The sequence below is a fragment of the Bradyrhizobium sp. NP1 genome, assembly GCF_030378205.1.
In the GTDB taxonomy this organism is placed as follows: Bacteria; Pseudomonadota; Alphaproteobacteria; order Rhizobiales; family Xanthobacteraceae; genus Bradyrhizobium.
Genome location: NZ_CP127385.1, coordinates 2,053,414 through 2,076,229, shown reverse-complemented (window position 1 = coordinate 2,076,229; position 22,816 = coordinate 2,053,414). Strand labels below are relative to the sequence as shown.

The following is a 22,816-nucleotide window of genomic DNA, read 5'->3' as shown; positions in this document are numbered from 1 at the left end:
TGCTCGGACAGGGGGGCGGCCATGGTGCGGCGGTTTTCCGGCACGGTCAACGGAGCGGGAGGGCGGATCATGCAATCGCGGTTAAGGATTTGCCCGGTGACGGCCGGCGAAGAGAGCCGGATCGCCGCGCCGCCCGCACACCCCGCCGGAATGGCTCAGGCGGCGGCGCTCATCTCGCGCGACAGCTGCGCCGCAGCCCGCTCCGCCTCGCGGGCGCTACGGAAAACCTGGCCTTCCATGCGGCCGAATCTGGGTGAAGCGGCGAAGAAGCGATAGCCGGAACGGTCACGAACGACGATGCCTGCCGGCTGGGAATTGATTTCGATGATGTAGGACTTCGACATTGCCCGGGTCTTGGCCTCCTCAATAGCGGGCCAACAACGAAGCAGGGCGAAGAACGTTCCAGGTGCGAAATGCGCGACAGCGACGCAAGCGAAGCCGTGGCACGCAAGCCATCCGTGCGATGACATTCGCGTGTAGGCGGGAACCGGGGTACTTCAGGTCGTGATCGCCGCGCCGTCCCGCGCGATCTCCTGCGGCCGGCCCTGATCGTCGATCGAGACGTAGGTGAAGTTGCCGTCGGTCACCAGCATCGATTGTATCGCTTCCTTGCGACGCAACACCCAGGCTTCGAGATGGACCGTCACCGACGTGCGGCCGAGGCGGACCAGATTGGCGTGCACGGAGACAAGGTCGCCGACATAGACGGGTTTCCGGAAATTCATCGCGTCGATCGCAACCGTCACGGTGCGGGATTTCGCGATCTTGGAGGCGAACACGCCGCCACCGACGTCCATCTGGCTGAGCAGCCAGCCGCCGAAGATATCGCCATTGGCGTTGGTGTCGGCCGGCATCGCCAGCGTGCGGATGCAGAGATCGCCACAGGGCTCGATCTCGCTGTTCGGCGGCGCGTGCGGATGGGTATCGCTCATTATTTGAAGGTCTCCCAGCCCGCGTCCGGCGTGAAGCGGCCGCCGAATTTTTCAGCCAGCCGCCGCAGCGTGGCGACGACGTCGTCGACGCCACGCGTACGGGCATAGTTCAACGGGCCGCCGCGGAACGGCGCGTAGCCGGTGCCGAAGATCATCGCGCCGTCGACCACGTCGGCGTTTTCGACGATGCCTTCACGCAGGCAGGCGACGCAGACATTCGACATCGGCAGGATCAGACGATCGGTCATCTCGGCCGAGGGCTGGCCGGCATTTGGAGGCGTCGGGCCCTTCTGCGCCTTGCCGTCCGTCCAGGTGTAAAAACCCTTGCCGGTCTTGCGGCCGAGCTCGCCCTTCTGCACCTTCTCGCGCAGCCAGGCCGGCGTCGGCGGCAGCGCATCGCCGAATTTCGAGCGCAGCATGTCGCCGACGTCGAGACAGATGTCGAGCCCGACCTGGTCGGCGAGCTCGATCGGCCCCATCGGCATGCCGAATTTTTCCGCGGCCGCATCGATCACGGTCTTGTCGACCTTCTCGTCGAGCAGCACCATCGCTTCCAGCATGTAGGGCGTCAGCGCGCGGTTGACGAGGAAGCCCGGCGAGCTCTTCACCGGCAGGGGCAGGCGGTCGATGGCGCCGACGAAGGCGGTCGCCTCCTTGAGAAGCTCCGGGTCGTTGCCGTCATGACTGACGACCTCGACGAGCTGCAGCCGCGACACCGGGTTGAAGAAATGCAGCCCCACCAGCCGCTCCGGCCTTGCAAGCGTGGTGCGCAGGTCCTGCAGCGGAATGCTCGAGGTGTTGGTCGCAAGGATCGCGCCCGGCTTCATCTTCGGCTCGAGCGAGGCATAAACCTTCTGCTTCAGCTCCAGCTTTTCCGGCACCGCTTCGATGATCAAGTCGGCGTTGCGCACGCCCTCGCCTTCCATGTCCGGGATCAGCCGGTCGAGCGTGTCCCTGACCTCGGTGGGCTTGCGGACGATCTTTTTGTAGAGATCGCTGGCGCGCTTGACCGCGCCTGCGACCGGCTCGGCCTTCATGTCGGCGAGCGTGACCCGCATGTCCTGATGCGCGCACCAGGCAGCGATGTCGCCGCCCATCGCGCCGGCGCCGATGACATGGACATGGCCGACCTTGTTGCCGCTTCCGGCAATCTTCTTCATCTGCTCGCGCAGGAAGAACACCCGGATCAGGTTCTGCGCGGTCGGCGTCACCATCAACTTCGCGAAGGAAACCTTCTCGGCGGCAAGCATCGCCGCCTTGTCGCCGCCGTGCTTTTCCCAGAGATCGATCAGCGCGAACGGCGCTGGATAATGCTCATGTGGTGCGGCCTTGTCGGCCTCGCGGCGCATGCGCGAGGCGAGAAAGCCGCGCACAGGGCCGGCATTAAGGATGCTGTTCATCACGCCGGGCCGTGCGCGCTTCAACCCGCCGAACACCGCATCCTTCACCGCGTTGCGCACGTGACGCTCCTGCGTCACGGCGTCGACGAGGCCGAGCGCCTTTGCCCGCCGGGCATCGATGGTGCGCCCGGTCAGCATCAGGGTCATCGCCTGCATCGGGTTGACGAGCGCGGTGAAACGAGCGGTGCCACCAAGCCCGGGATGCAGCCCGAGCATCACCTCGGGAAAGCCGAAACGCGCGTCGTCGATGGCAATGCGCGACTGGCAGGCGAGCGCGACCTCGAGCCCGCCGCCGAGACAGAAGCCGTGGATGACCGCCACGCTCGGCACGCGCAATGCCTCGAGGCGATCGATCACCGCATGCGCGCGACCGATCGCGCGCTCGACCACCGATGGATCGCTCGCGCCGCGGAATTCATTGACGTCGGCGCCGGCAATGAAGCCGCTTTTCTTGGCCGAGCGGACGACAAGGCCGGCCGGCCGCTGCGCTTCGAGCTCGGCGATGATCTTGTCGAGCTCTTCCAGCACGTCGGCGGAAAGCGTATTGGCGCTCGCGCCCTCGCGGTCGAACAGCAGCCAGGCAATGCCGTCGGCATCGCGCGTCAGCTTGAAATTGCGGTACGCGCCGCCCGCCTCAGGCTTCGGCCCGAGCTCGAGCACGCGGTCGTCGAGCACATCCAGGATCCGCGATTCCATGGTCACACCATCTCGATCAGCATGGCGCCGCCCTGCCCGCCGCCGATGCATTCGGTGGCAACGCCGCGCCGCGTGCCGAGCCGCTTCATCGCATTGACGAGGTGGAGCACGATGCGGTTGCCGCTGGTGCCCACGGGATGGCCGAGCGAGATGGCACCGCCATCGACATTGAGCTTTTCGCGATCGATCTCGCCGGCTGCTCCGTCAAGCCCGAGGATCTCACGGCAGAACTTGTCTTCGTTCCAGGCGGCGAGGCAGGCGAGCACTTGCGTCGCGAACGCCTCGTTCAATTCCCAGGTATCGATATCCTGCAGGGTGAGCTCATTGCGCTTCAGGAGCGCGGTTGCCGACAGCACCGGCCCCAGGCCCATGATGCTCGGATCGAGCGCCGACCACTGGCTGTCGATGATGGCCGCTTTCGGCGTCAAGCCATGCTTGGCGACCGCTTCCTCGGAAGCCAGGATCACCCAGGAGGCGCCGTCGGTGATCTGCGAGGAATTGCCGGCGGTGACCTGGCCCCAGGGCCGTTCGAACACGGGCTTCAGTTTCGCCAGCGTCTCCGGCGTCGAATCCGGGCGAACTCCGTCGTCGTGATCGTAGAACTTGCCGTCGCGCGCAAAGGCGATCTCGACCTCGCCCTTGAGCCAGCCTTGGCTTTGAGCATTCGCAAGCCGCTTGTGGCTCTCGGCGGCATAAACATCGGACTGCGCGCGGGTGATGCCAAAGAGATGGCCGACAACCTCAGCGGTCTGCCCCATGTTGAGCTCGGTGATCGGGTCGGTCAGCCCGCGCTCGAGCCCGATGATCGGCTTGAGATAGGACGGGCGGATCTTCAGCGCCGCGGCAATCTTCGCGCCCAGGCCCTTGGCGCCGGCGAGACCGGCAAACCAGCGCACGCCGGACGCCGGCCACACCAGCGGCGCGTAGCTCAGCGCTTCCGCGCCGCCCGCCAGGATCAGATTGGCATTGCCCTCGCGGATATAGCGGTACGCGGTATCGATCGACTGCATGCCGGAGCCGCAATTGATCTGCACGGTGAAGGCGACCATGGATTCGCCCATGCCGAGCCGAAGGGCTGCGACGCGCGCCGGGTTCATCTCGTCGGCAATGACATTGACGCAACCGAGGATCACCTGGTCGAAGGCATCAGGGGCAAACGGCTGCCGCGCCAGCAGCGGCCGGCCGCATTGCACGGCGAGATCGACCGGCGTGAACGGGCCCGGGCCCGAGCGCGCCTTCAGGAACGGCGTCCGGCTGCCGTCGACGATAAAGACCGGTCGCGCCATCAGCTCGCCGCCCTCTGCTCACCCAGCTCCTGGAAGAACTGATGCACGTCGGCGGGCTTCTTGTAAATCGGCGACAGCGCCTCAGGCGCGAAATCATCGACCTCGATGACCTTGGCGACCGCCGCGCGCGCGGCCGCGATCCGCTCGCCCTCGCCCTGCGTGATCACGCCGCGCTTCACCGCCTCCTGCCAGTCGTGCAGGCGCGCGGCATGCAGTTTCCTGGCCACATCCTCGGTGTCGGCGACCAGCAGGAACGCCTTCTCCAGGCGCGCGAAGCCGCGGTCATCGTCAACATGCGCGAGGTCGGCGGTCAGCCGGTCGCGCGCCGCACCCGGCTCCAGCACGAGCTGCGCGCAGCGGTGCACGGTCAGGTCCGAGGGTCCGACCGCGCGAGCACCGAACGGCTGGACCAGGAATTTCAGGATCACCGCCACGAAACGGTTCGGCAGGTTGGCGAGGATTTCCGCAAAGCGCGTTTCGATGGTCCTGAAACCCTGCGCCATGCACCATTCGAGCGCGGCGAAGTCGGCGCTCTGCCGGCCCTCGTCCTGCCAGCGCTTCAGCGCCGCCGACAACAGGTAGAGCTCGGAGAGGATGTCGCCGAACCGCGCCGACAGCATCTCCTTGCGCTTCAGCGCGCCACCGAGCGTAAGCAGCGCCATGTCGGCGCAAAGCGCAAAGGCCGCAGAATAGCGCGACATCTGCCGGTAGAAGCGGCTCGCATCGCCCGCGTCAGGCGCCGGCGCGAACAGGCCAAAGGTCCAGGCGCGGCCCCCGGCGACAAACAATGTCTTGATGCTGTGGCCGACATGTTTCCAGAACACCTTGTCGAAGGCATCGAGGCCCTTGTCGCGATCGGCCTCGCCGAGTGCATTCATCTCTTCGAGCAGGTAGGGATGCGCGCGGATCGCACCCTGGCCGAACACGATCAAATTGCGGGTCAGGATGTTGGCGCCTTCGACGGTGATGCCGACCGGCACCGAGCGATAGAGGCTGCCGAGATAGTTTTGCGGGCCGTCGATCACGGCCTTGCCGCCATGGACATCCATGGCGTCGTCGATCGCGATCCGCATCCGCTCGGTCGCCTGCAGCTTCATGATGCCGGAGATGACGGCGGGATGATGCCCCTGGTTGAGCGCGGCGCAGGTCAGCCGGCGCGCGGCGTCGAGCAGATAGGCGGTGGCAGTGATCCGCGCCAATGGCTCCTCGATGCCCTCGAACTTGGAGATCGAGATCCCGAACTGCTCGCGGACGCGCGCATAGGCGCCGGTGGTGCGGGCGGCAAACGCCGCGCCCGCGGCCGACAGCGACGGCAGCGAGATGCCGCGACCGGCGGCCAGCGCCGTCATCAGCATCTTCCAGCCCTGCCCGAGCCGTTCCTGGCCGCCGATGATGTAGTCGAGCGGAATGAAGACGTCGTGGCCCCAGTTCGGGCCGTTCTGGAACACCTGCATCGCCGGCAGATGGCGGCGGCCGATCTCGACGCCGGGCAGATGGGTCGGGATCAGCGCAACCGTGATGCCGAGCTCCTCCTGCTGGCCCACGAGATGATCGGGGTCATAGGCCTTGAAAGCCAATCCGAGCAGCGTCGCGACCGGACCGAGCGTGATGTAGCGCTTGTGCCAGTTGAGCTTGAGGCCCAGCACCTCGCGGCCCTCGAAAGTGCCCTTGCAGATGATGCCGGTATCGACCATCGAGGCGGCATCCGAGCCGGCCTCGGGGCTGGTCAGCCCGAAGCAGGGAATGTCGCGGCCGTCGGCGAGCCGCGGCAGCCATCTCTGGCGCTGCTCGTCGGTGCCGAAGCGCATCAGGAGCTCGCCGGGCCCGAGCGAGTTCGGCACCATCACGGTGACGGCCGCGGTGAGCGAGCGCGTGGAAAGCTTGCGCACCACTTCGGAATGCGCAAAGGGCGAGAAGCCGAGACCGCCAAACTCCTTCGGGATGATCATGCCGAAGAATTTGTGGCGCTTGATGAAGTCCCATGCCTCGGGCGGCAGGTCGCGCCATTCCCAGTTGATTTTCCAGTCGTCCAGCATGGCGCAGAGCTCGTCGACCGGCCCCGTGAGGAAGGCCTTCTCCTCATCGGTCAAACTGGCCTGCGGATAGGCGAGGAGCTTCGACCAGTCGGGATTGCCGGTGAAGAGATCGGCATCCCACCACACATCGCCCGCCTCCAGCGCTTCGCGCTCGGTGTCGGACATCGAGGGCATGACGCCGCGGGCGAGGGAAAAGATCGGCTTGGTGATGAAGTCGCGGCGAAAGCTCATGGTGGAATCCTCATGAATCGGCGGCGCGGGGTGCGATCATGTTAGCGGAAAGTGCCGGTCGCGGGTGAACACTTCACCTGCAAAATGGAGCGAAATTAACGCGGGTCCGTGCGCTGTTTGTTAACGGCACGGCACGGCCTCAGTTCCGAAAAACCGCCGTGACAACCATGACTTGCGGCATCGTGGCATGGGGCGCCTGAACGGGCCACCCCGCCTCCCTTTGCCTGCCGCCTTCGCGGGAGAGTCCCGTTTCGTCCCGCGACCGCGGGAGGAGAGGAAGGTCAGTCCGGCCGTATCATCTCGAACATGTTTTCAGGCTTGATCTCGAAATAGTCGCCGCGCCGCCCGGCGCGCACGATCGGGTGCGCGAGCCCGGTCTGGTACACGCCGTCGCGGATCATCGCCTTGTCGATATGCACGCCGACCACCTCACCCAGCGTCAGCCAGGCCTGCGCCTTTTCGCCATTCACGCCCTGCAGCTGGATGATCTGGGTCACCTTGCATTCGAACGAAACCGGGCTTTCGCCGACCCGCGGCACCTTGACGAGCTTGCCCGGCACCGGGGTCAGCCCTGCAGTCTCGAACTCGCTGACGTCGCGCGCGACATGGGCCGCGGTTGCGTTCATCTGTTTGGCGAGGTCCATGGTGGCGAGATTCCAGACGAACTCGCCGGTCTCCTGCACGTTCTGCACGCTGTCCTTCCAGGAGGTGGAGGAGAAGCCGATGATCGGCGGCACGTAGCAGAAGCCGTTGAAGAAGCTGTAGGGCGCGAGGTTGACATTGCCCCTGGCTCCGCGTGAGGAGATCCAGCCGATCGGGCGCGGCGCCACGATGGCGTTGAAGGGGTCGTGCCTCAGGCCGTGACCATTCTTCGGCTCATAGAAATGCAGGTCTTTCGTCACGCGCCTTCTTCCCTCGATTTCTCCCGTCATGGCGAGCGACAGCGAAGCAATCCAGGCCAGCGATCTGCATCGAGATTTCTGGACTGCTTCGGCCTGCGTGCCCTGACGCTCCGGCAGATTCCTAACCCGGCGGACCTTGCGCAGCAAGCGGAGCGGGTGATCGCGTTGCGCCTCCGCAATGCGCTATGCCTGCCGCTATGTCCGGCCCCGCGCGGTAAGACTCGCAAGGACGAAGTCGATCATCTGGTCGATCGAGGGACCCGGCTTGTTCTGGGCCTGCGCGATCATCTGCGGGTGGAAGTAGCCCATCATCGCATGGCACGTGCATGTGGCCGCCAGCGGGATGTCCGCGGCCTTGAACTCGCCCGAAGCCACGCCCTGCGCGATCACGCCGCCGATCGTCTCAGTGAGGGTCTGGACATGGGCGACGCAGACCTCCCAGCTCTCCTCCATGGCGATCTCGACCATCTCGTGCAGCTTGGCGTCGCCGACATAGCGCTCGCAGTTCATGCGGTGGATGGTCGCGAGCAACTCCCGCATCCGGCTCTCGGCTGAGCCGGGCTTCGCCATGATGACGGCGGCGGCCTCCTCGACCCCGCCCATCAGGGTGCGCGCCACGCCTTCGTGAATCGCCTTCTTCGAATCGAAGAAGCGATAGACGTTGGCCGGGCTCATCCTGAGCTCTTTGGCGATATCGGCCACCGTCGTCTTCTGGTAGCCGATCTGGCGGAACAGGCGCTCCGCCACCACGAGAATGCGCTCCCGGGTGTCGGTTTCGATATGTTCCGAAACAAGCGTCATGGCCTACTCAATGTTCAATTATTCAGCAGCTTCGGCAAGCGGAAATGCGGGTCGAGCCGGGCCGTGATGTTGCGGCGCAAGGCCAATCTGTTCGTTGGTGCCGCTTTCTTCAAGGCTCTTGCGGAACCATAGCGCATAAAGGCCGGGCAGATACAAGAGGGTCAGGAAGGTCGCAACGAACAATCCGCCCATGATGGTGATCGCCATCGGGCCCCAGAAGGCCGAGCGCGACAGCGGGATCATGGCAAGGATCGCGGCCAGTGCGGTCAAGACCACCGGGCGGGCGCGCCGCACCGTCGCCTCCACGATCGCCTCTTTTCGGGTCAGACCCTGGGCGACGTCGGTCTCGATCTGATCGACCAGGATCACGGCGTTGCGCATGATCATGCCGGCGAGCGCGATCAGGCCGAGCAGCGCCACGAAGCCGAACGGCTGGTTCGCGACGTTGAGGCCGAGCGAGGCGCCGACGATGCCGAGCGGCGCCGTCAGGAACACCAGGAGCAGACGCGAGAAGCTCTGCAGCTGGATCATCAGGAGCGTCAGCATGACGATGACCATCAGCGGAAACAGCACGAAGATCGAGGCATTGCCCTTGGCGGACTCCTCGAAGGCACCGCCCGCCTCGATCCGGTAGGCCGGCTCGAGATGGTCGCGGATTTCCTTGAGCTGCGGCCAGATCTGGTTGGTGACGTCGGGCGCCTGCACGCCGTCCTTGACGTCGGAGCGCACCGTGATCGCCATGTCGCGGTTGCGCCGCCACAGGATCGGCTCCTCATGCGCATACTCGATCTTGGCTATCTGCTGCAGCGGCACCGCAACGCCGCCCCGCGAAATGATGGTGAGATCGCCGACTTTGGCGAGGTCGAGCCGTTCCGACGGCACGGCGCGGGCCACCACGCCGACCTTCTCGATGCCGTCGCGGATGGTGGTGACCGGCGCGCCCGAGATCAGCATCGACAGCGCCTGGGAGACGTCCTGCGGGGTCAGGCCGAGCGCCCGGGCGCGGTCCTGGTCCACCACGAGCTTCAGGTAGGGCGACTGCTCGTTCCAGTCGAGCTGCACCTCCTGGACGTTTTTGTTCTGCCGCATGACATCGCGCACCTTGTAGGCGATCTCGCGCACCTTGCCGGTGTCGGGACCGATCACGCGGAACTGCACGGGGAAGCCGACTGGCGGCCCGAAATTGAAGCGGTCGACGCGCACCCGCGCCTCGCTGAGCACGCCTTCGTTCGCGGCCTTCTCGATCCGGTCCTTGATCCGCTCGCGCGCCTCGACGTCCTTGGCCACGATCACGATCTCGGCGAAGGCCTCGTTCGGAAGCTGCGGGTTCAGACCGAGCCAGAAGCGCGGCGATCCCTGCCCGACATAGGCGGTGTAGGTCGCGATGTCCTTGTCGTCCTTGAGCAGCGCCTCGGCTTTCTTCACCGCCTTCTCGGTGACGTTGAAGGCGGTGCCCTCAGGCAGGCGAAGCTGCAGGAACAGCTCGGGCCGCTCCGAGAGCGGGAAGAACTGCTGCTGCACATGGCCGAACGCCACGATCGAAGCCACGAAGATGCCGACGGTGGCGGCGACCGTCTTCACCCGGTGCTCGACGCACCACTGCACCACGCCGCGCAAGCCGCGATAGAGCCGTGTCTCGTAGATCGCGTGCGGATCGTGGTTGTGATGGACCTTGATGTTCGGCAAGAGCTTGACGCCGATATAGGGCGTGAAGATCACCGCAACGAACCAGGAGGCGACGAGCGCAATCGCCACGATCCAGAAGATGCCGCCGGCATACTCGCCGACCGCGGAATTGGCGAAGCCGATCGGCAGGAAGCCGGCCGCGGTGACCAGGGTGCCGGTCAGCATCGGAAAGGCAGTGGATTCCCAGGCAAAGGACGCCGCCTTGAAGCGGTCCCAGCCCTGCTCCATCTTCACCACCATCATCTCGACCGCGATGATGGCGTCATCGACCAGAAGACCGAGCGCGATGATCAGCGCGCCGAGCGTAATGCGATGCAGGTCGAGCGACATCGTGTTCATCACGATGAAGACGATCGCGAGCACCAGCGGCACGGAGGCCGCGACCACGAACCCGGTGCGCCAGCCGAGTGCGATGAACGACACGAACAGCACGATCGCGAGCGCCTCGATGAAGGAGTGCACGAACTCGCTGACGGCGTGCTCGACCACCTTCGGCTGGTCGGCGATCAGATCGACATTGACGCCCTGCGGCACCGCCTTCATGAATTCGGCGGTGGCGGCGGCGACGTCGGTGCCTAGATCGAGGATATTGGCGCCCTTGGCGGTGACGACGCCTATGCCGATCGCGGGCTTGCCTTCCTGGCGCACGGTGAAGCTCGGCGGATCGACGAAGCCGTGGGTGACGGTCGCGATGTCGCCGAGGCGGAAGACGCGGCCGTTGCTCTCGACCGGGGTTTCGGCGACCGCCTTGGCGCCGTCGAGCGCGCCGGTGACGCGCAGCGGCACGCGCTGCGACGAGGTCTCGACCGTGCCGGCGGGCGTGACGTTGTTCTGCTTGGCAAGCGAGTCGAACAGTGCCTGCGGCGTGATGCCGAGCGTGGCGAGCTTCGCATGCGAGAACTCGACATAGATGCGCTCGTCCTGGGTGCCGTAGAGGTCGACCTTGGTGACGCCGTTCACCTTCAAGAGCCGCTGGCGCAGGCCCTCGGCGACCTTCTTCAACTGGGCGTAGTCGGCGCCCTCGCCGGTCATCATGTAGAGGATGGAATCGACGTCGGAGAATTCGTCATTGACCACGGGGCCGAGAATGCCCGCAGGCAACTGGCCCTGCACGTCGACCAGCTTCTTGCGCAGCAGGTAGAACAGGTAAGGCACGTCCTTCGGCGGGGTGGAATCGCGGAAGGTCACCTGCATCGCGGTGAACGCCGGCTTGGAATAGGTCTGCACCTTCTCGAAGAACGGCAATTCCTGCAGCTTCTTCTCGATGGGGTCGGCGACCTGGGTCTGCATCTCGGCCGCGGTCGCGCCCGGCCAAATCACCGACACGTTCACGACCTTGACCGTAAAGAACGGGTCCTCGGCGCGCCCGAGCTTCTGGTAGGAGAAGAAGCCGGCGACGCCGAGCGCGATCATCAGGAACAGGATCAGGGTGGGATGGCTGACCGCCCAGGCCGAAAGATTGAAGCGCTTCATCGAACTCTCCAATGATCTCTGTTCCGGTACTCGTTGGGACGCCATTGCGAACGATTAGCGAAGCACTCCAGAACCGATTGGCGCCCGGATCCTGGATTGCTTCGTCGCGTTGCTCCTCGCAATGACAGGAAAACTAGAACGACAGCGACGACACCACCCGCACCTTCTGGGCGGGATCGAGCTTCTGCACGCCGAGCGCGACCACCTTCGCGCCTTCCTCGACGCCGCTGGTGACGACCACGTCGCCGCTCTCATAGGCCTTCACGATGACCGGCTTCAGCGTCACGCTGCCGGCATCATCGACCACGTAGAAGGAGGGACTGTCGCCTTCGTTGAACAGCGCCGAAAGCGGCAGTCGCGCGACCCGCTGGGTGGCGGGATCGGCAAGCGTCAGCGTCGCGGTCATGCCGAGCGACACCCGATCGTCGGCGCCGGGCAACGAGAATTTGGCAAGATAGGTGCGCGTCGCGGGATCGGCCGACGGCGCGATCTCGCGCAGCTTCGCCTGGTACTTGCGATCCGGCTCCGACCACAGCGTCACGGTGGCGGCGCCGTCCTTGGCGCGGTTGAGCAGCGTCTCCGGGATCGCCACCACCGCTTCCTTCTCGGCAAAGCGCGCCACGCGGATCGCGGCCTGGCCCGAAGCGACCACCTGGCCCGGCTCGATCAGGGTTGCGGTGACGACGCCGGGGGCGTCGGCCGCCAGCGTCGCATAGGACAGGGAGTTCTTGGTGAGATCGACCGAGCGCTCGGCGCGGTTGAGCCGGGCCCGCGCCTCGTCGGCGGCGGCCTTGGCGGAATCGAGCTGCGCGTCCGTGGTCCAGCCCTTGGCCTTCAGGTCCTTGGCGCGCTGCTCGGCTGCGGCCGCCTGCGCAAGCACACCGGTCGCGGCGCGGAATTCGGCTTCCGCCTGCTCGGCCTGCAGCTTCAAATCGACTTCGTCGAGGGTGGCGAGCGGCTGCCCGACATCGACGGTCTGGCCAACCTCGACCAGGCGCTTGGCGACCTTGCCGGGAACCCGAAAGCCCATGTCGGCCTCGATCCGGGGCTTGATCGTACCGACGAAGCTGCGCGCCGGCTGCTCCGCCTCATAGTGAGCCGTGGCGACCAAAACCGGCCGCGTCGGGGTGGCGTTTTCGGCGACCTTGTCATTGCAGCCAGCCAGCGAGATCGCCAGCGCGGCCAGTGAAATTCCAGCGAAGAGCCTGGAATAGCTAGACAAAATCGATTTGACGAGCATCGGACACTCCATCGCCTGCGTTCCCGGGGAGTGTCGAATATGAACTGACGAATGTCAATATTCGTCATAGATCATCATCAATTTGTGAGCGCAACCTTGGTTACCTGTTCGCTTACGCCTCGGTTTCTCTTGCGCCTCGCCAGCCCCCTCATACGAAGCCAGCGGCGCCGGGGTTCCGACGCCGCTGGCAATCATTTGTCAGAGAACCCCGCCCGGCGCCGGACCACCGCCAGAGAACGGCCGCTTCTCACCTTTCCTGCGGCTGCCCGGCGAATTCCACGGCGCTCTTGTGCTGCCCGGCGAAAACAAGGAGGCCCGCGATCAACGGCAGGATCGCAAGCCCCAGCAGGCCAGTCGAGGTGTTGCCCGTGGCTTCCTTGACCCAGCCGATCAGATAAGGCCCGCCGAAGCCTGCGAGGTTGCCGATCGAGTTGATCAGTGCGATCGCGCCCGCGGCCGCCGTTCCCGAGAGCCATGCGGTCGGCAGCGTCCAGAACACCGCGAAGGTGCAAAACACGCCGATCCCGGCGATGGTCAGCGCGACCATGGTCGCGGTCGGATCGGTGAGATAGCTGGAGGCGCCAAGCGCGATCGCGGTGAGCAGCAGCGGCGCGCCGACATGGGCCACGCGCTCGCGCGTGGCGTCGGAATGCCGCGCCCACAGGATCATCGCGACCGTGCCGAATAGATAGGGGATCGCAGTCACGAAGCCGGTCTGCACGTTGGTCAGGCCGAACGCTTTCACGATCTGCGGCAGCCAGAACTGCATGCCGTAGAGCGCGCCGACGAAGCCGAAATAGATCAGGCTGAGCGCGATCACCTTCGGAGAGGACAGCGCCTGGCCGAGCGTCAGATGCGTGGCGGCCTGCTTGGCGGCAAGCTCGGCCTTCAGTCGGGCCGACAGCCACGCCTTCTGATCGGCGCTCAGCCAGTCGGCACGTTCCGGCTTGTCGGTGAGATAGAACCAGGTGACGATGCCGAGCAGCACCGAGGGAATGCCCTCGATGATGAACAGCCACTGCCAGCCCTTGAGGCCCATGACGCCGTCGAGATTGAGCAGGTAGCCCGAGATCGGCGCGCCGATCACCGTGGAAACCGGCACCGCGAGCGCGAAGGCCGCAAGGAAGCGGGCGCGATATTCCGCCGGATACCAGTAGGTCAGATAGAGGATGATGCCGGGGAAGAAGCCGGCCTCGGCGACGCCGAGCAGGAAGCGCAGAATATAGAAGCTCCACTCGCCGCTCACGGTCGCCATCAACGCCGAGATGATCCCCCAGGTCACCATGATGCGCGCGATCCAGCGGCTGGCGCCGAATTTCTCCAGCGCAAGGTTGCTCGGCACCTCGAAGATGAAATAGCCGATGAAGAAGATCCCGGCGCCCCAGGCGAAGATCAGCGGCGTGAATTTCAGTTCGGCATTCATGGTGAGCGCCGCGAAACCGAGATTGACCCGGTCAAGATAGGAAAAAAAGTAGGCCAGGATCAAAAATGGAATCAGCCGCCACGAAATGGCGTTGATGGTCGAGGTTTCGATGTCGCTCTTGGCGCCGCCTGCCGCGGCAATGGTGGACTGACTCATGCGTTAGCTCCCCAGCTCGATTATTGATTGACAGACCCCGCGTGTTTTTTTGGCATCGCCACGGGAGAGTCAAATGCTTTCAGGCGCGCGCGCATGTTCATTGGTGAATTCCGGCGTTGCGCGCCACGCATGCTGCGGGCGCACTCGGCACGATTGCTGCGCCACAGGCGTCGCCGGCGACACATTGTGACGCGGCGACAGCCTGTTCAATCGCCAAGCTGAAAGCGCTCGAAACGATCGAGCTCCTCCTCGATGCGGCGCTTGAGCGCCTGGCGCGCCTCGCCCTTCGCTGCCTTGCCTGCGCCGACCCAGCTCCATTTCTGCATGAGCAGTTTCTTGTTCTGCCTGTCGGCCTTCAGGTCGAGCGCGGCGACTATCTCCTCGCCGGCCAGCACCGGCAGCGCGAAATAGCCGAACTTGCGTTTCGCCTTCGGCACATAGGCCTCGAAGCGGTGCTCATAGTCGAAGAACAGATGCGTGCGCCTGCGCTGGATGATCAAGGGATCGAACGGCGAGAGGATGTGGACCAGCGACGGCGGCGCGTCGGGCTTCGCTTCCAGCGTCGCCGGCTGCACCCAATGCTCCTGCTTGCCCGCGCCTTCCAGCGCGACCGGCAAAAGCTCGCCGCGACGCACGCGCGACGCGATAAGTCGCGCCACCGCCTTCTTGCTGGGCGCATCGAGGTGGCAGATGGAATCGAGCGAGACGATGCCTTGCGCGCGCAAGGCGCGGTCGAGCAGGTAGGCGGTGGTCTCGGCGGTGCTCGCCGCTTTCGGCAGCACCTCCCAGCCGAAATGCCGCTCCATCAGCTCGTAGGTCTTGAGCATGCCGTTGCGCTCGGCGATCGTCAGCACGCCGTTGTAGAAGGCAAGCTGCAGCGCCCGCTTCGACGGCTTGCGGCTGGCCCACAGATGCTCCTTCTCGACCAGCACGTCGTCCTCGATGTCGCGGATGGTGAGCGCCCCGCCCTGGCGGATCAGCCGCATCACCTTGCGCAGGTCCGCCGGCTTCACCGAGGCAAACCATTTGCCGTTCTCGCGCCGGTGCGCCTTCATCGCCGGCAGGAAGAAGCGGAAATCCCGCGTCGGCACGTAGGACAGGGCGTGCGTCCAGTATTCGAACACGCTCTTGTCGATGCTCTGCGCGGCACGCAGGTCAGCGCGCCGGTAGCGCGGAATGCGGCTATGGAGAATGTGGTGGTGGCAGCGCTCGATCACGTTGATGGTGTCGATCTGCACATAACCGAGATGCGCGACCGCGGCCGCCACCGCCTGCGATCCTTCGCCAAAGGGCGCCGGCGCATCGAGCCGCTGGGCGGCGAGCCAGATCCGCCGGCCTTCGGCCTTGCCGAGATGGAACGATTTTTCGTCGCGGGACATCGGGAGGTGACTGTAGCGGGATTCGACCGCAAAAGAAAAAGCCGCGCTGCGGCGCAGCGCGGCTTGAGCCAAGAAAATTGCAAAGAGCCTACTTCATCATCGCGCTCTTCTGGGCCTTCATGTAGTGGGCGCAGGCGCTGCGCATCTTGCCGTTGCTCATGTCGGCGTTGGCCATGCCGATCTCCTTGTCGGCCGCGCGCTTGGATGGCGTGTCCGGCATGGTCTGCATCGCGCCGGCCGATTTGGCCATATTGTCCGACGTGCATTTCATCATCGCGGCGGAAGCGGGCGTGAAGGCGAAAGCGGAAAGCATCGCAGCAGCAATCAATATCCTCATCGCAAAACCCTCTTTGCAAGAAACCGGCGAAATTGCCGACCAACGCAATACGCATCTTCTACCCCGCACGTTTCGCGGAGAAGACATTTTCATGTGCCGCGATGCAATGTGAGGCGCGAGTGACAAGCCCTGCGGGGCAAATTCTCAGCCGATATGCTCGGCCAGAAACGTCCCAATGGCCGCTCCGATCTCCCGCACATGGGTCTCGAGCGCGAAGTGACCGGTGTCGAAGAACTGCACCTGGGCGCGCGGGTTGTCGCGTCTGAACGCCTCGGCGCCGGTCGGCAGGAAGAACGGATCGTTTCGGCCCCATACGGCGAGCAGCGGCGGCGCGTGCTTGCGGAAATAGGCCTGGAATTGCGGATAGAGCGCGACATTGCTTACGTAGTCGAGAAACAGGTCGAGCTGAATCTCATCGTTGCCCCGCCGCGCCAGCAGCGCAGCATCAAGCGTCCAGGACTCCGGCGCAACCTGGCTCTCGTCCCGCACCCCATGGACGTATTGCCATCGGGTGGTCTCGGGCGTGAGGAAGCTGCGCAACGCCCAGCGGTTTTCCGGCGTCGGATCCTTCCAATAGGCCTGAATCGGATTCCAGCCTTCGCTGAGACCTTCCAGGTAGGCATTGCCGTTCTGCGAGATAATCGCGCTGATGCGCTCAGGATGCTTCAGCGCCAGACGAAACCCGACGGGGGCGCCATAATCGAAAACGTAGACCGCAAAGCGCGCCAGCCCGATCTGCTCGGTGAAGCGTTCGACCACGCGGGCCAGATCGTCGAAGGTGTATTTGAAGACCTCGGCATCTGGCGCGTCGGAGAAGCCGAAGCCCGGAAGGTCGGGGGCAACGATGCGATAACGATCGGCAAGCAGCGGGATCAGTTCGCGGAACATGTGCGACGAGGTGGGAAAGCCGTGCAGCAACAGCAGCGCGGGCGCGTCAGGCCGTCCGGCTTCCCGGTAGAAGATCCGGATGCCGTCGACGACGGCGTGGCGATAGGCAATGGTCATGGCGATGCTCCCGATCCTAGAGACGGACGACGATCTTGCCGTTCGCCGCATTCGCCTCCATCAGCCGATGCGCCTCGCGGATGTCTTCAAAGCCGAACACCCTGGTGGGCTTCGCCTTGTAGAGGCCGCCCGCGACCCGATCGACGATGCCCTGGAACGGAATCTCGGTCAGCGGGCAGTCGGGCGTTCCGAGCGACCAGCTCACGAAGCTGGAGAAGTGCACGCCGGCATGCGGCATCTGGAACATCGGGTTGAAGTTGGGTATCGAGGCCACGTGATCGAGCAAACCGACGATGCAGGCCCGGCCGCCGCGGCGCGCCATCGCCAATGAGTCCAGCACAGTCGAATTACCGACGACGTCAAGCACGGCATCCACGCCTTTCGGGTAGAGCTCGCGGACGCGTTTCGACAGTTCGCCGGCCTCGATCAGCACCTCGCTTGCGCCGAGCGCTTCCAGCATGGGCCGCCGCGCTGCGCTGCGCGTCGTCGCAATCACTCGCACACCGAGATCGACGGCAATGTTGATCGCGGCCTGGCCGAGCGCCGATGTCGCGCCGCGCACCACCAGCGTCTGGCCAGGCAACAGCCCGAGATTGCCGCGTACGCTGCTCCAGGCGGTCGCGTATGATTCCGAGATCGCGGCAAATTCTTCCCAGGCAAGGCCGGTGACAACGGGAACGACATTGGTCGCGGGGACGCTGACCTGCTCGGCATAGCTACCGTTGATCAGCCGGCCCATGCCGCCCATCAACGCCGCGACCTTCTGGCCGGGCATGAACCGGCCCTCGGGATCGGACCTGATGGTGCCGACACACTCGATGCCGGTGATCTCGGCGACGTCGCCCCATGCGCCGGCGCGCATATAGGTTTCCGCCCGGTTGAGGCCGAACGCCTTCACCTCGACGATGACATGACCGGATCGCGGCTCGGGATCGGGCCGCTCTTCCAGGGTCAGGACTTCAGGCCCTCCATATTGCTTGATGACGATGGCACGCATGACCGCGCTCCGTAGGATGATTTGAACAGGACGGAGCCTCGCCGATTGCTCTATTGAGAAAAAGAATATAATTTTGATCATCTCTATAGGATCTTCCAATGGAATTTCCGGGATGATCGGGGATGGCCTGACACTGCACCAGCTGCAGTGCTTCGAAGCTGTCGTCAGCGAGGGCGGCTTTCAGGCCGCGGCCGCAAAGCTGTTGCGCTCACAGCCGAGCGTCTCGACGTCGGTGAAGAATCTGGAAGCCCAGCTCGGGCTCACCTTGCTCGACCGCAGCGGCTACCGCGTCACCCTCACCGAAGCCGGCCGCTCGTTCTACGACCATGCGCGGGTGCTCCTTCATGAGCTCAGCCGACTGCGCGACCACGCCGCCCAGCTGGCGATCGGCCAGGAAAGCGAGCTGCACGTCGTGATCGGCGACGTCAGCCCGCTGCCGGAAACACTCGGACTGTTGCGCAGCTTCTTCGACGACCATCCCGGCACCAAGCTTCACCTCCACTTCGAGGCGGTTTCCGGCCCTTGGGAGCGGTTGTTCGACAACGAGGCGGACCTCATCTTCCATTATGTCGAGAAGAGCGATCCGCGGCTGGAATTCGTCGATCTGTTCACGACGAAGGTCATCCCGGTCGTCGCGCCGAACTACCTGCGCTTCCCGATCACGAAATCGATCGTGCCGGAGCAGATGCGCGATTACGTGCAATGCGTGATCCGCGATACCGCGACCCATTCGGAACCGCGCAACTATTATCTGGTCGAGGGCGCGCGGAGCTGGACCGTGAGCGACCAGCTCATGAAGCGGGAGCTCATTCTCCAGGGTATGGGCTGGGGCCACATGCCGCGCTACATGATCGAACGCGATCTGCGCGAGAAGACGCTGTTGCCGATTGCCGGCAAATATTTCAGGGGCGGCCAGGTCGAGCTGGTGGCCGCGCGCCTGCGCAACGCGCCGCACGGCCCGGTCGCGAACCGCCTCTGGCAGTTCATCGCCGACCAGGCGGCCAGGATGATCCCGACAGCTGGCTGAGGCGACGCTCAAGGCGGAACTCCTCACCCGGATCGCTTACGCGATCCGACCGCGCCCCATCGGGGAGAGGTGACGCGCGCCGACGGAGGTCAGCGCTTGCTGCGATCGGGGATGCTGCCGGTCGCCACCTCGGCCTCGCACGAGGCCTTGCCGCGCTCGGTTGCCTGACAGCGATAGACGCTGCCGGTCAGGCGATCGACCAGCCACGCGCTTTCTTCCGTCGGCCCCTCGATCCCGACATAGCGGGTGCCCAGCGCCGTGACCAGCGTCGACAACAGAATCGCGATCGCGATCATCGCCGCCCCGACCAAAACCGGCATTGCACCTGCTGAACCTGAATTTCCTGCGCGATACGTCTGATACTCGCTTGGCTTCCTGACTGACTGGAACACGGCCCCCTGCACTTCTTTCGGCTTCTTGTTCACGAACGCCCTTCTTAGGAACGCATCTGGCCCATTTCTTGTTCTCACACCGGCGCTCGCGCGTCGGCTTTGCGACCACATCGACACGGTGAAACCATCTGTCCCGATCATGCACACAAAAAGCGGCTCGCGGGAGTCGCTTTCTGTCATTCGCCTCGCGTGTTCCACACCGTAGCGGCGACTGGAACGATGCGGACTTCCGAATCGCCCACTAAAGCGCGGTGAGATCAGGTTGAATCGTCATCGCGCTTTAGGTTCTTGTTGAGCATGATCTCCGCGCAAACGCGCTCCGCGTTTGTCGCGAGGGAAAACCGCTACACACTTTTCCGGATCATGCTCTAGCGGTGGAACAGTCCCCCCATCATGTGACCGAAGAACGCGCCCGGTCCGCCACCACCACCGCGATAGTGACGCCCGCCACCGGCATGACGCGAACGATGCGACGGCTCGTCGTCGGAACCATCGGCCGAGGCAAGCCGGGTCGGCATGATCTCGGACGAAAGCGCCCGTTGCTGGAGGCCGTTGAGATAGCCGGTCGCCGGATAGCCGCGCGTGGCCTGCCAGCGCCCGATCACCGTGCGCGTCGCCTCGTCGAACTTGCCGGTGACGCGGGCGTCGAAGCCGAGCGCAGTGAGGCGGCGCTGCACGTCGCGACGCTGCGCCTTGTCGAGCCCGAGCTGGTCTTCGGAGACCTGGTCCGCTTGCTGGGTGAAGGTCGCGGGGTCGATGCCGGTCGACAGGTTGCGCGTCGTGGTCGACGGGCCGTCCTGCAACGCAGCGATACGCAGACAGCAGCGGCGAATCGAACCGGTTCGCGCCGCGCTGCGATGGGCGCGACCATGCTCCGGCCGCCGCTGGAAGCGGGCCCCTCCCTAAGTGACGTGGATCACATTCCTGGTTTCGAACCCACTCTATCCTCGAACCATCAAACGCAATGCAAGCGTCTTTGCAGGCGTGAACCACGAGGATACGACGATGACGCGTTTTCAGAACTCTTTGAGCAAGGCGATCACACTCAAGGCCGTAACCCTTGGCGCCGCGCTGTCGATGACGGCGGGCCTGGCGCTTGCCGCCGACAATACCGTGTCGGCGGACCAGATTCTCCACGCGCTGCAGCCGAAGCCGCTGACCCGCAGCCTCTCGGTCGGCCCGCAGGCCGATCCCGCTGCTTCCGCCAAGGAGATCAGCTTCGTCAAGACGCTGCGCAACCGCGCCACCCGCTCGCTGTCGCTCGGCGAGCGCGAGCAGATCGCCGAGATCGCGGCAACCAAGCCGAAGATCGATCTGGAGATCCAGTTCGACTACAACTCTGCCTCGATCAGCAGGAACTCGACGCTAGCGGTGCAGGAGCTCGGCAAGGCGCTGTCGAACCCGAACCTGCGCGGCTCGACCTTCGTGGTGGCCGGCCACACCGACGGCGTCGGCAGCGACAGCTTCAACCAGGATCTTTCCGAGCGCCGCGCCGACACCATCAAGCGCTACCTGATCGAGAAGTATGGCATCGCGGGCAGTGACCTCGTTACCGTCGGCTACGGCAAGACAAAGCTGAAGGACACCGAGAACCCGAACGATCCGATCAACCGCCGCGTCCAGGTCGTCAACATGGACACCAAGACCGCGCAGCAGTGACCGCAAGCCTGTCGCCTGCGACCCCGCGGCAGGCGATATCGGCGTCGCACGCGCATCAATGAGGCGATGGCGGCGATCGACGCCTCGTCATCGAACTCAGATCCAGCTCCGCAACAGCATCAGGCGGCTGAACGCGCGCATCGAGGTTCCGATACAGGCGGCGCTGATCGGCAGCATCACGACAAAGCCGCAAGCCGCCAGCGCCACGAATGCCCACAACAGCCAGCGCGGGTTCTTGCCGCGCCGCAAGGCGTAGACCAGCGCGAGACTCGCAACCGTTGCGGCCGGCATATAGTAGTAGATGAAGCCGACCACGCGCGGCAGCACCGCCCAAGCGAGATAGAGCCCGAAATAGAACGCGAGAATCAGGAAGGCGTCGGCGCGGCGCGCCACGATGAAGTCGCGCAGGCAGACCGCGACCGCAAGCAGCGCCGGCCATAGCACCAGGGGATTGCCGAGAAACACGATCGCGGCAACGTCGTCCTCGCTCGTCTTGTCGAACAGATACCAGACCGGCCGCGCGAGGAACGGCCAGGATGGCCAGGCGCTGGAGTAGACGTGGCCCGAAAATGCGCTGGTGACGTTGTCGGCGAAAATCCTGCGTTGCGCGGCAGCGATATCGGCAAGCGACAGGCCGTACAGCGGCACGAAGCTCGCGAAATAGACCACCGCCGGCAGCAGCGCGAAGCAGCCCGCAAAATGATACCAGCGCAAATCAGGCCAACGGTCGGGGCGATACCAGTCGTCCGCGCCGGCATCGGCAAAGCGCGTGCCCCAGCGTTGCAGCAGGCGGACCATGCCGATCATCACGATGGCGACGCCGAGCGGAAACAACCCGCTCCATTTGCAGGCGGCGGCAAGCCCGAACGCGACGCCTGCGGCAGCAAACCAGCGCGTGGGCCGCACCTGGCGAAAGCCATGAATGAAGGCGGCAATGCCGAGCAGGAGAAAAGCGAGCGAGAAGATATCGAGCATCGCGATACGCGACTGCACGAAGATCATCTGGTTGAAGAAGGCGATCAGGGCGGCCGCCAGCGCCGGCCCTTGCGCGGAGAACAGCGCAAGCCCGCACAGATAGACGCCAACGATAGCGAGCGCGCCGGACAGCGTGCTGGGATACCGCCAGCCGAACGCGTTGTCGCCGAAAATGCGAATCGAGAGCGCGATGATCTCCTTTGCAAGCGGCGGGTGCATCGGATTGAGCGTCGGCTGCGACATCATGGGCGCGAGCATCTGGCGTGCCGCCGGCACGTAGTGCACCTCGTCGAAGACGAATTTTTGCGGCTTCGTCAGCCCGACCACGAATGCCAGATGCGCGAAGACGAAAAGGATCAGCGCGGTCGCGATCAGATTTCGCCGCGAAAGCTCCGGAACAAAAGACGATTCGCCGGCAGCCGCGCCGCTCTTGCCCGCGATGCGTGGCACATCGGACACAGGCTCGTCTTTCGCGCGGCGGAGGTGAACTTTTGTTCGATCGGCGGCCACTAAACCCTGGGGCTCTTCGAGGTGGAATCCTGTGGCACGTTTACAACATCGCGCATGCCGACATTCCAATACGATGCGGCACGGTTCAAGGCAAAAAATCAGGCCGCATCATCCGCGCGCCGTTGCCGGCATACAACACGCGCGGCGAATGTTTGGAGAGTTCGCACAGGTCCAAGACCCGTTCGCCCCTGGCCAGTAAGTTTGGCTCCGTTGCGATTAAGATGACTCCCACGAAGAGCTTCAACAAAGAAACTTGGAATTCAACAAAGAACT

General features: G+C 64.6%; 19 protein-coding genes and 1 pseudogene. 3 read left to right on the top strand and 17 right to left on the bottom strand.

Going from position 1 to position 22,816, the window contains the following annotated elements; genetic code table 11:
- Positions 1-155: 155 nt before the first annotated feature.
- From QOU61_RS09965 to QOU61_RS37175, 12 genes are all read right to left on the bottom strand, one after another.
- Positions 156-344 carry a hypothetical protein gene (locus QOU61_RS09965; protein ID WP_289657961.1) on the bottom strand — a complete coding sequence of 63 codons (189 nt, stop codon included), beginning with the start codon at positions 342-344 and terminating at the stop codon, positions 156-158.
- A gap of 153 nt (positions 345-497) precedes the next feature.
- Positions 498-932 (bottom strand): acyl-CoA thioesterase, encoded by a 435-nt coding sequence (locus QOU61_RS09960; RefSeq protein WP_289657959.1) that lies wholly within the window; start codon positions 930-932, stop codon positions 498-500.
- Positions 932-3,028 carry a 3-hydroxyacyl-CoA dehydrogenase NAD-binding domain-containing protein gene (locus QOU61_RS09955; protein ID WP_289657957.1) on the bottom strand — a complete coding sequence of 699 codons (2,097 nt, stop codon included), beginning with the start codon at positions 3,026-3,028 and terminating at the stop codon, positions 932-934. The genes QOU61_RS09960 and QOU61_RS09955 overlap by 1 nt, the downstream gene beginning before the upstream one ends.
- A gap of 2 nt (positions 3,029-3,030) precedes the next feature.
- Positions 3,031-4,314, bottom strand: coding sequence for an acetyl-CoA C-acetyltransferase (locus tag QOU61_RS09950; protein ID WP_289657956.1), 1,284 nt, complete (start codon positions 4,312-4,314; stop codon positions 3,031-3,033).
- Positions 4,314-6,581, bottom strand: a complete 2,268-nt coding sequence (locus QOU61_RS09945; RefSeq protein WP_289657954.1) for an acyl-CoA dehydrogenase — start codon at positions 6,579-6,581, stop codon at positions 4,314-4,316. The genes QOU61_RS09950 and QOU61_RS09945 overlap by 1 nt, the downstream gene beginning before the upstream one ends.
- Before the next feature lie 281 nt (positions 6,582-6,862).
- Complete coding sequence (locus QOU61_RS09940) at positions 6,863-7,513, bottom strand: flavin reductase family protein (RefSeq protein ID WP_289657952.1); 651 nt, start codon at positions 7,511-7,513, stop codon at positions 6,863-6,865.
- A 165-nt stretch (positions 7,514-7,678) separates the two neighbouring features.
- Positions 7,679-8,284: a TetR/AcrR family transcriptional regulator gene (locus QOU61_RS09935; protein ID WP_289657951.1), complete on the bottom strand. Its 606-nt coding sequence runs from the start codon at positions 8,282-8,284 to the stop codon at positions 7,679-7,681.
- Between the two features lie 18 nt (positions 8,285-8,302).
- Positions 8,303-11,443 carry an efflux RND transporter permease subunit gene (locus tag QOU61_RS09930; protein ID WP_289657949.1) on the bottom strand — a complete coding sequence of 1,047 codons (3,141 nt, stop codon included), beginning with the start codon at positions 11,441-11,443 and terminating at the stop codon, positions 8,303-8,305.
- Positions 11,444-11,576: 133 nt separating this feature from the next.
- Positions 11,577-12,683, bottom strand: a complete 1,107-nt coding sequence (locus tag QOU61_RS09925) for an efflux RND transporter periplasmic adaptor subunit (protein WP_289657947.1) — start codon at positions 12,681-12,683, stop codon at positions 11,577-11,579.
- 247 nt (positions 12,684-12,930) lie between these two features.
- Positions 12,931-14,262, bottom strand: a complete 1,332-nt coding sequence (locus QOU61_RS09920; protein WP_289657945.1) for an MFS transporter — start codon at positions 14,260-14,262, stop codon at positions 12,931-12,933.
- Positions 14,263-14,468: 206 nt separating this feature from the next.
- Entirely contained in the window at positions 14,469-15,641 is a 1,173-nt protein-coding gene (locus QOU61_RS09915; RefSeq protein ID WP_289657943.1) for a winged helix-turn-helix domain-containing protein, read from the bottom strand.
- An 88-nt stretch (positions 15,642-15,729) separates the two neighbouring features.
- On the bottom strand, positions 15,730-15,861 hold the full coding sequence (locus QOU61_RS37175) for a hypothetical protein (RefSeq protein ID WP_354142522.1): 132 nt from the start codon (positions 15,859-15,861) through the stop codon (positions 15,730-15,732).
- On the opposite strand from QOU61_RS37175, the gene QOU61_RS09905 reads away from it, so the two are divergent.
- Positions 15,860-16,090 (top strand): hypothetical protein, encoded by a 231-nt coding sequence (locus tag QOU61_RS09905; RefSeq protein ID WP_289662320.1) that lies wholly within the window; start codon positions 15,860-15,862, stop codon positions 16,088-16,090. The two genes, QOU61_RS37175 and QOU61_RS09905, sit on opposite strands and share 2 nt — an antisense overlap.
- Before the next feature lie 32 nt (positions 16,091-16,122).
- Here QOU61_RS09905 and QOU61_RS09900 read toward each other — a convergent pair whose 3' ends face one another.
- A complete protein-coding gene (locus QOU61_RS09900; RefSeq protein ID WP_289657941.1) occupies positions 16,123-16,983 on the bottom strand; it encodes an alpha/beta fold hydrolase in 861 nt (286 codons plus the stop codon).
- Positions 16,984-16,999: 16 nt separating this feature from the next.
- Positions 17,000-17,980: a zinc-binding dehydrogenase gene (locus QOU61_RS09895; RefSeq protein WP_289657939.1), complete on the bottom strand. Its 981-nt coding sequence runs from the start codon at positions 17,978-17,980 to the stop codon at positions 17,000-17,002.
- Positions 17,981-18,092: 112 nt separating this feature from the next.
- Between QOU61_RS09895 and QOU61_RS09890 the strand changes: the two genes are divergently transcribed.
- Positions 18,093-19,007: a LysR family transcriptional regulator gene (locus tag QOU61_RS09890; protein ID WP_289657937.1), complete on the top strand. Its 915-nt coding sequence runs from the start codon at positions 18,093-18,095 to the stop codon at positions 19,005-19,007.
- Between the two features lie 89 nt (positions 19,008-19,096).
- On the opposite strand, the gene QOU61_RS09885 is transcribed toward QOU61_RS09890, so the two are convergent.
- Together QOU61_RS09885 and QOU61_RS09880 are read right to left on the bottom strand one after the other, a co-directional pair.
- Positions 19,097-19,327, bottom strand: coding sequence for a hypothetical protein (locus QOU61_RS09885; protein WP_289661432.1), 231 nt, complete (start codon positions 19,325-19,327; stop codon positions 19,097-19,099).
- Positions 19,328-19,767: 440 nt separating this feature from the next.
- Positions 19,768-20,214 (bottom strand): annotated as a pseudogene (locus QOU61_RS09880) (peptidoglycan-binding domain-containing protein); the annotation flags it as partial.
- A gap of 190 nt (positions 20,215-20,404) precedes the next feature.
- Between QOU61_RS09880 and QOU61_RS09875 the strand changes: the two are divergent.
- Positions 20,405-21,058: an OmpA family protein gene (locus tag QOU61_RS09875; RefSeq protein ID WP_289657935.1), complete on the top strand. Its 654-nt coding sequence runs from the start codon at positions 20,405-20,407 to the stop codon at positions 21,056-21,058.
- A 96-nt stretch (positions 21,059-21,154) separates the two neighbouring features.
- On the opposite strand, the gene QOU61_RS09870 is transcribed toward QOU61_RS09875, so the two are convergent.
- Positions 21,155-22,483, bottom strand: coding sequence for a phospholipid carrier-dependent glycosyltransferase (locus QOU61_RS09870; RefSeq protein WP_289661428.1), 1,329 nt, complete (start codon positions 22,481-22,483; stop codon positions 21,155-21,157).
- Positions 22,484-22,816: the final 333 nt, after the last annotated feature.

Bases quoted from the DNA above. Each gene is read 5' to 3' on its own strand.
- QOU61_RS09905 (WP_289662320.1), top strand. From the start codon at position 15,860: ATGGTCTGCATCGCGCCGGCCGATTTGGCCATATTGTCCGACGTGCAT.
- QOU61_RS09945 (WP_289657954.1), bottom strand. From the start codon at position 6,581: ATGAGCTTTCGCCGCGACTTCATCACCAAGCCGATCTTTTCCCTCGCC.
- QOU61_RS09875 (WP_289657935.1), top strand. From the start codon at position 20,405: ATGACGCGTTTTCAGAACTCTTTGAGCAAGGCGATCACACTCAAGGCC.
- QOU61_RS09950 (WP_289657956.1), bottom strand. From the start codon at position 4,314: ATGGCGCGACCGGTCTTTATCGTCGACGGCAGCCGGACGCCGTTCCTG.
- QOU61_RS09915 (WP_289657943.1), bottom strand. From the start codon at position 15,641: ATGTCCCGCGACGAAAAATCGTTCCATCTCGGCAAGGCCGAAGGCCGG.
- QOU61_RS09940 (WP_289657952.1), bottom strand. From the start codon at position 7,513: ATGACGGGAGAAATCGAGGGAAGAAGGCGCGTGACGAAAGACCTGCAT.
- QOU61_RS09965 (WP_289657961.1), bottom strand. From the start codon at position 344: ATGTCGAAGTCCTACATCATCGAAATCAATTCCCAGCCGGCAGGCATC.
- QOU61_RS09900 (WP_289657941.1), bottom strand. From the start codon at position 16,983: ATGACCATTGCCTATCGCCACGCCGTCGTCGACGGCATCCGGATCTTC.
- QOU61_RS09920 (WP_289657945.1), bottom strand. From the start codon at position 14,262: ATGAGTCAGTCCACCATTGCCGCGGCAGGCGGCGCCAAGAGCGACATC.
- QOU61_RS09925 (WP_289657947.1), bottom strand. From the start codon at position 12,683: ATGCTCGTCAAATCGATTTTGTCTAGCTATTCCAGGCTCTTCGCTGGA.
- QOU61_RS09960 (WP_289657959.1), bottom strand. From the start codon at position 932: ATGAGCGATACCCATCCGCACGCGCCGCCGAACAGCGAGATCGAGCCC.
- QOU61_RS37175 (WP_354142522.1), bottom strand. From the start codon at position 15,861: ATGCCGGACACGCCATCCAAGCGCGCGGCCGACAAGGAGATCGGCATG.
- QOU61_RS09885 (WP_289661432.1), bottom strand. From the start codon at position 19,327: ATGCCGGTTTTGGTCGGGGCGGCGATGATCGCGATCGCGATTCTGTTG.
- QOU61_RS09895 (WP_289657939.1), bottom strand. From the start codon at position 17,980: ATGCGTGCCATCGTCATCAAGCAATATGGAGGGCCTGAAGTCCTGACC.
- QOU61_RS09930 (WP_289657949.1), bottom strand. From the start codon at position 11,443: ATGAAGCGCTTCAATCTTTCGGCCTGGGCGGTCAGCCATCCCACCCTG.
- QOU61_RS09890 (WP_289657937.1), top strand. From the start codon at position 18,093: ATGATCGGGGATGGCCTGACACTGCACCAGCTGCAGTGCTTCGAAGCT.
- QOU61_RS09935 (WP_289657951.1), bottom strand. From the start codon at position 8,284: ATGACGCTTGTTTCGGAACATATCGAAACCGACACCCGGGAGCGCATT.
- QOU61_RS09955 (WP_289657957.1), bottom strand. From the start codon at position 3,028: ATGGAATCGCGGATCCTGGATGTGCTCGACGACCGCGTGCTCGAGCTC.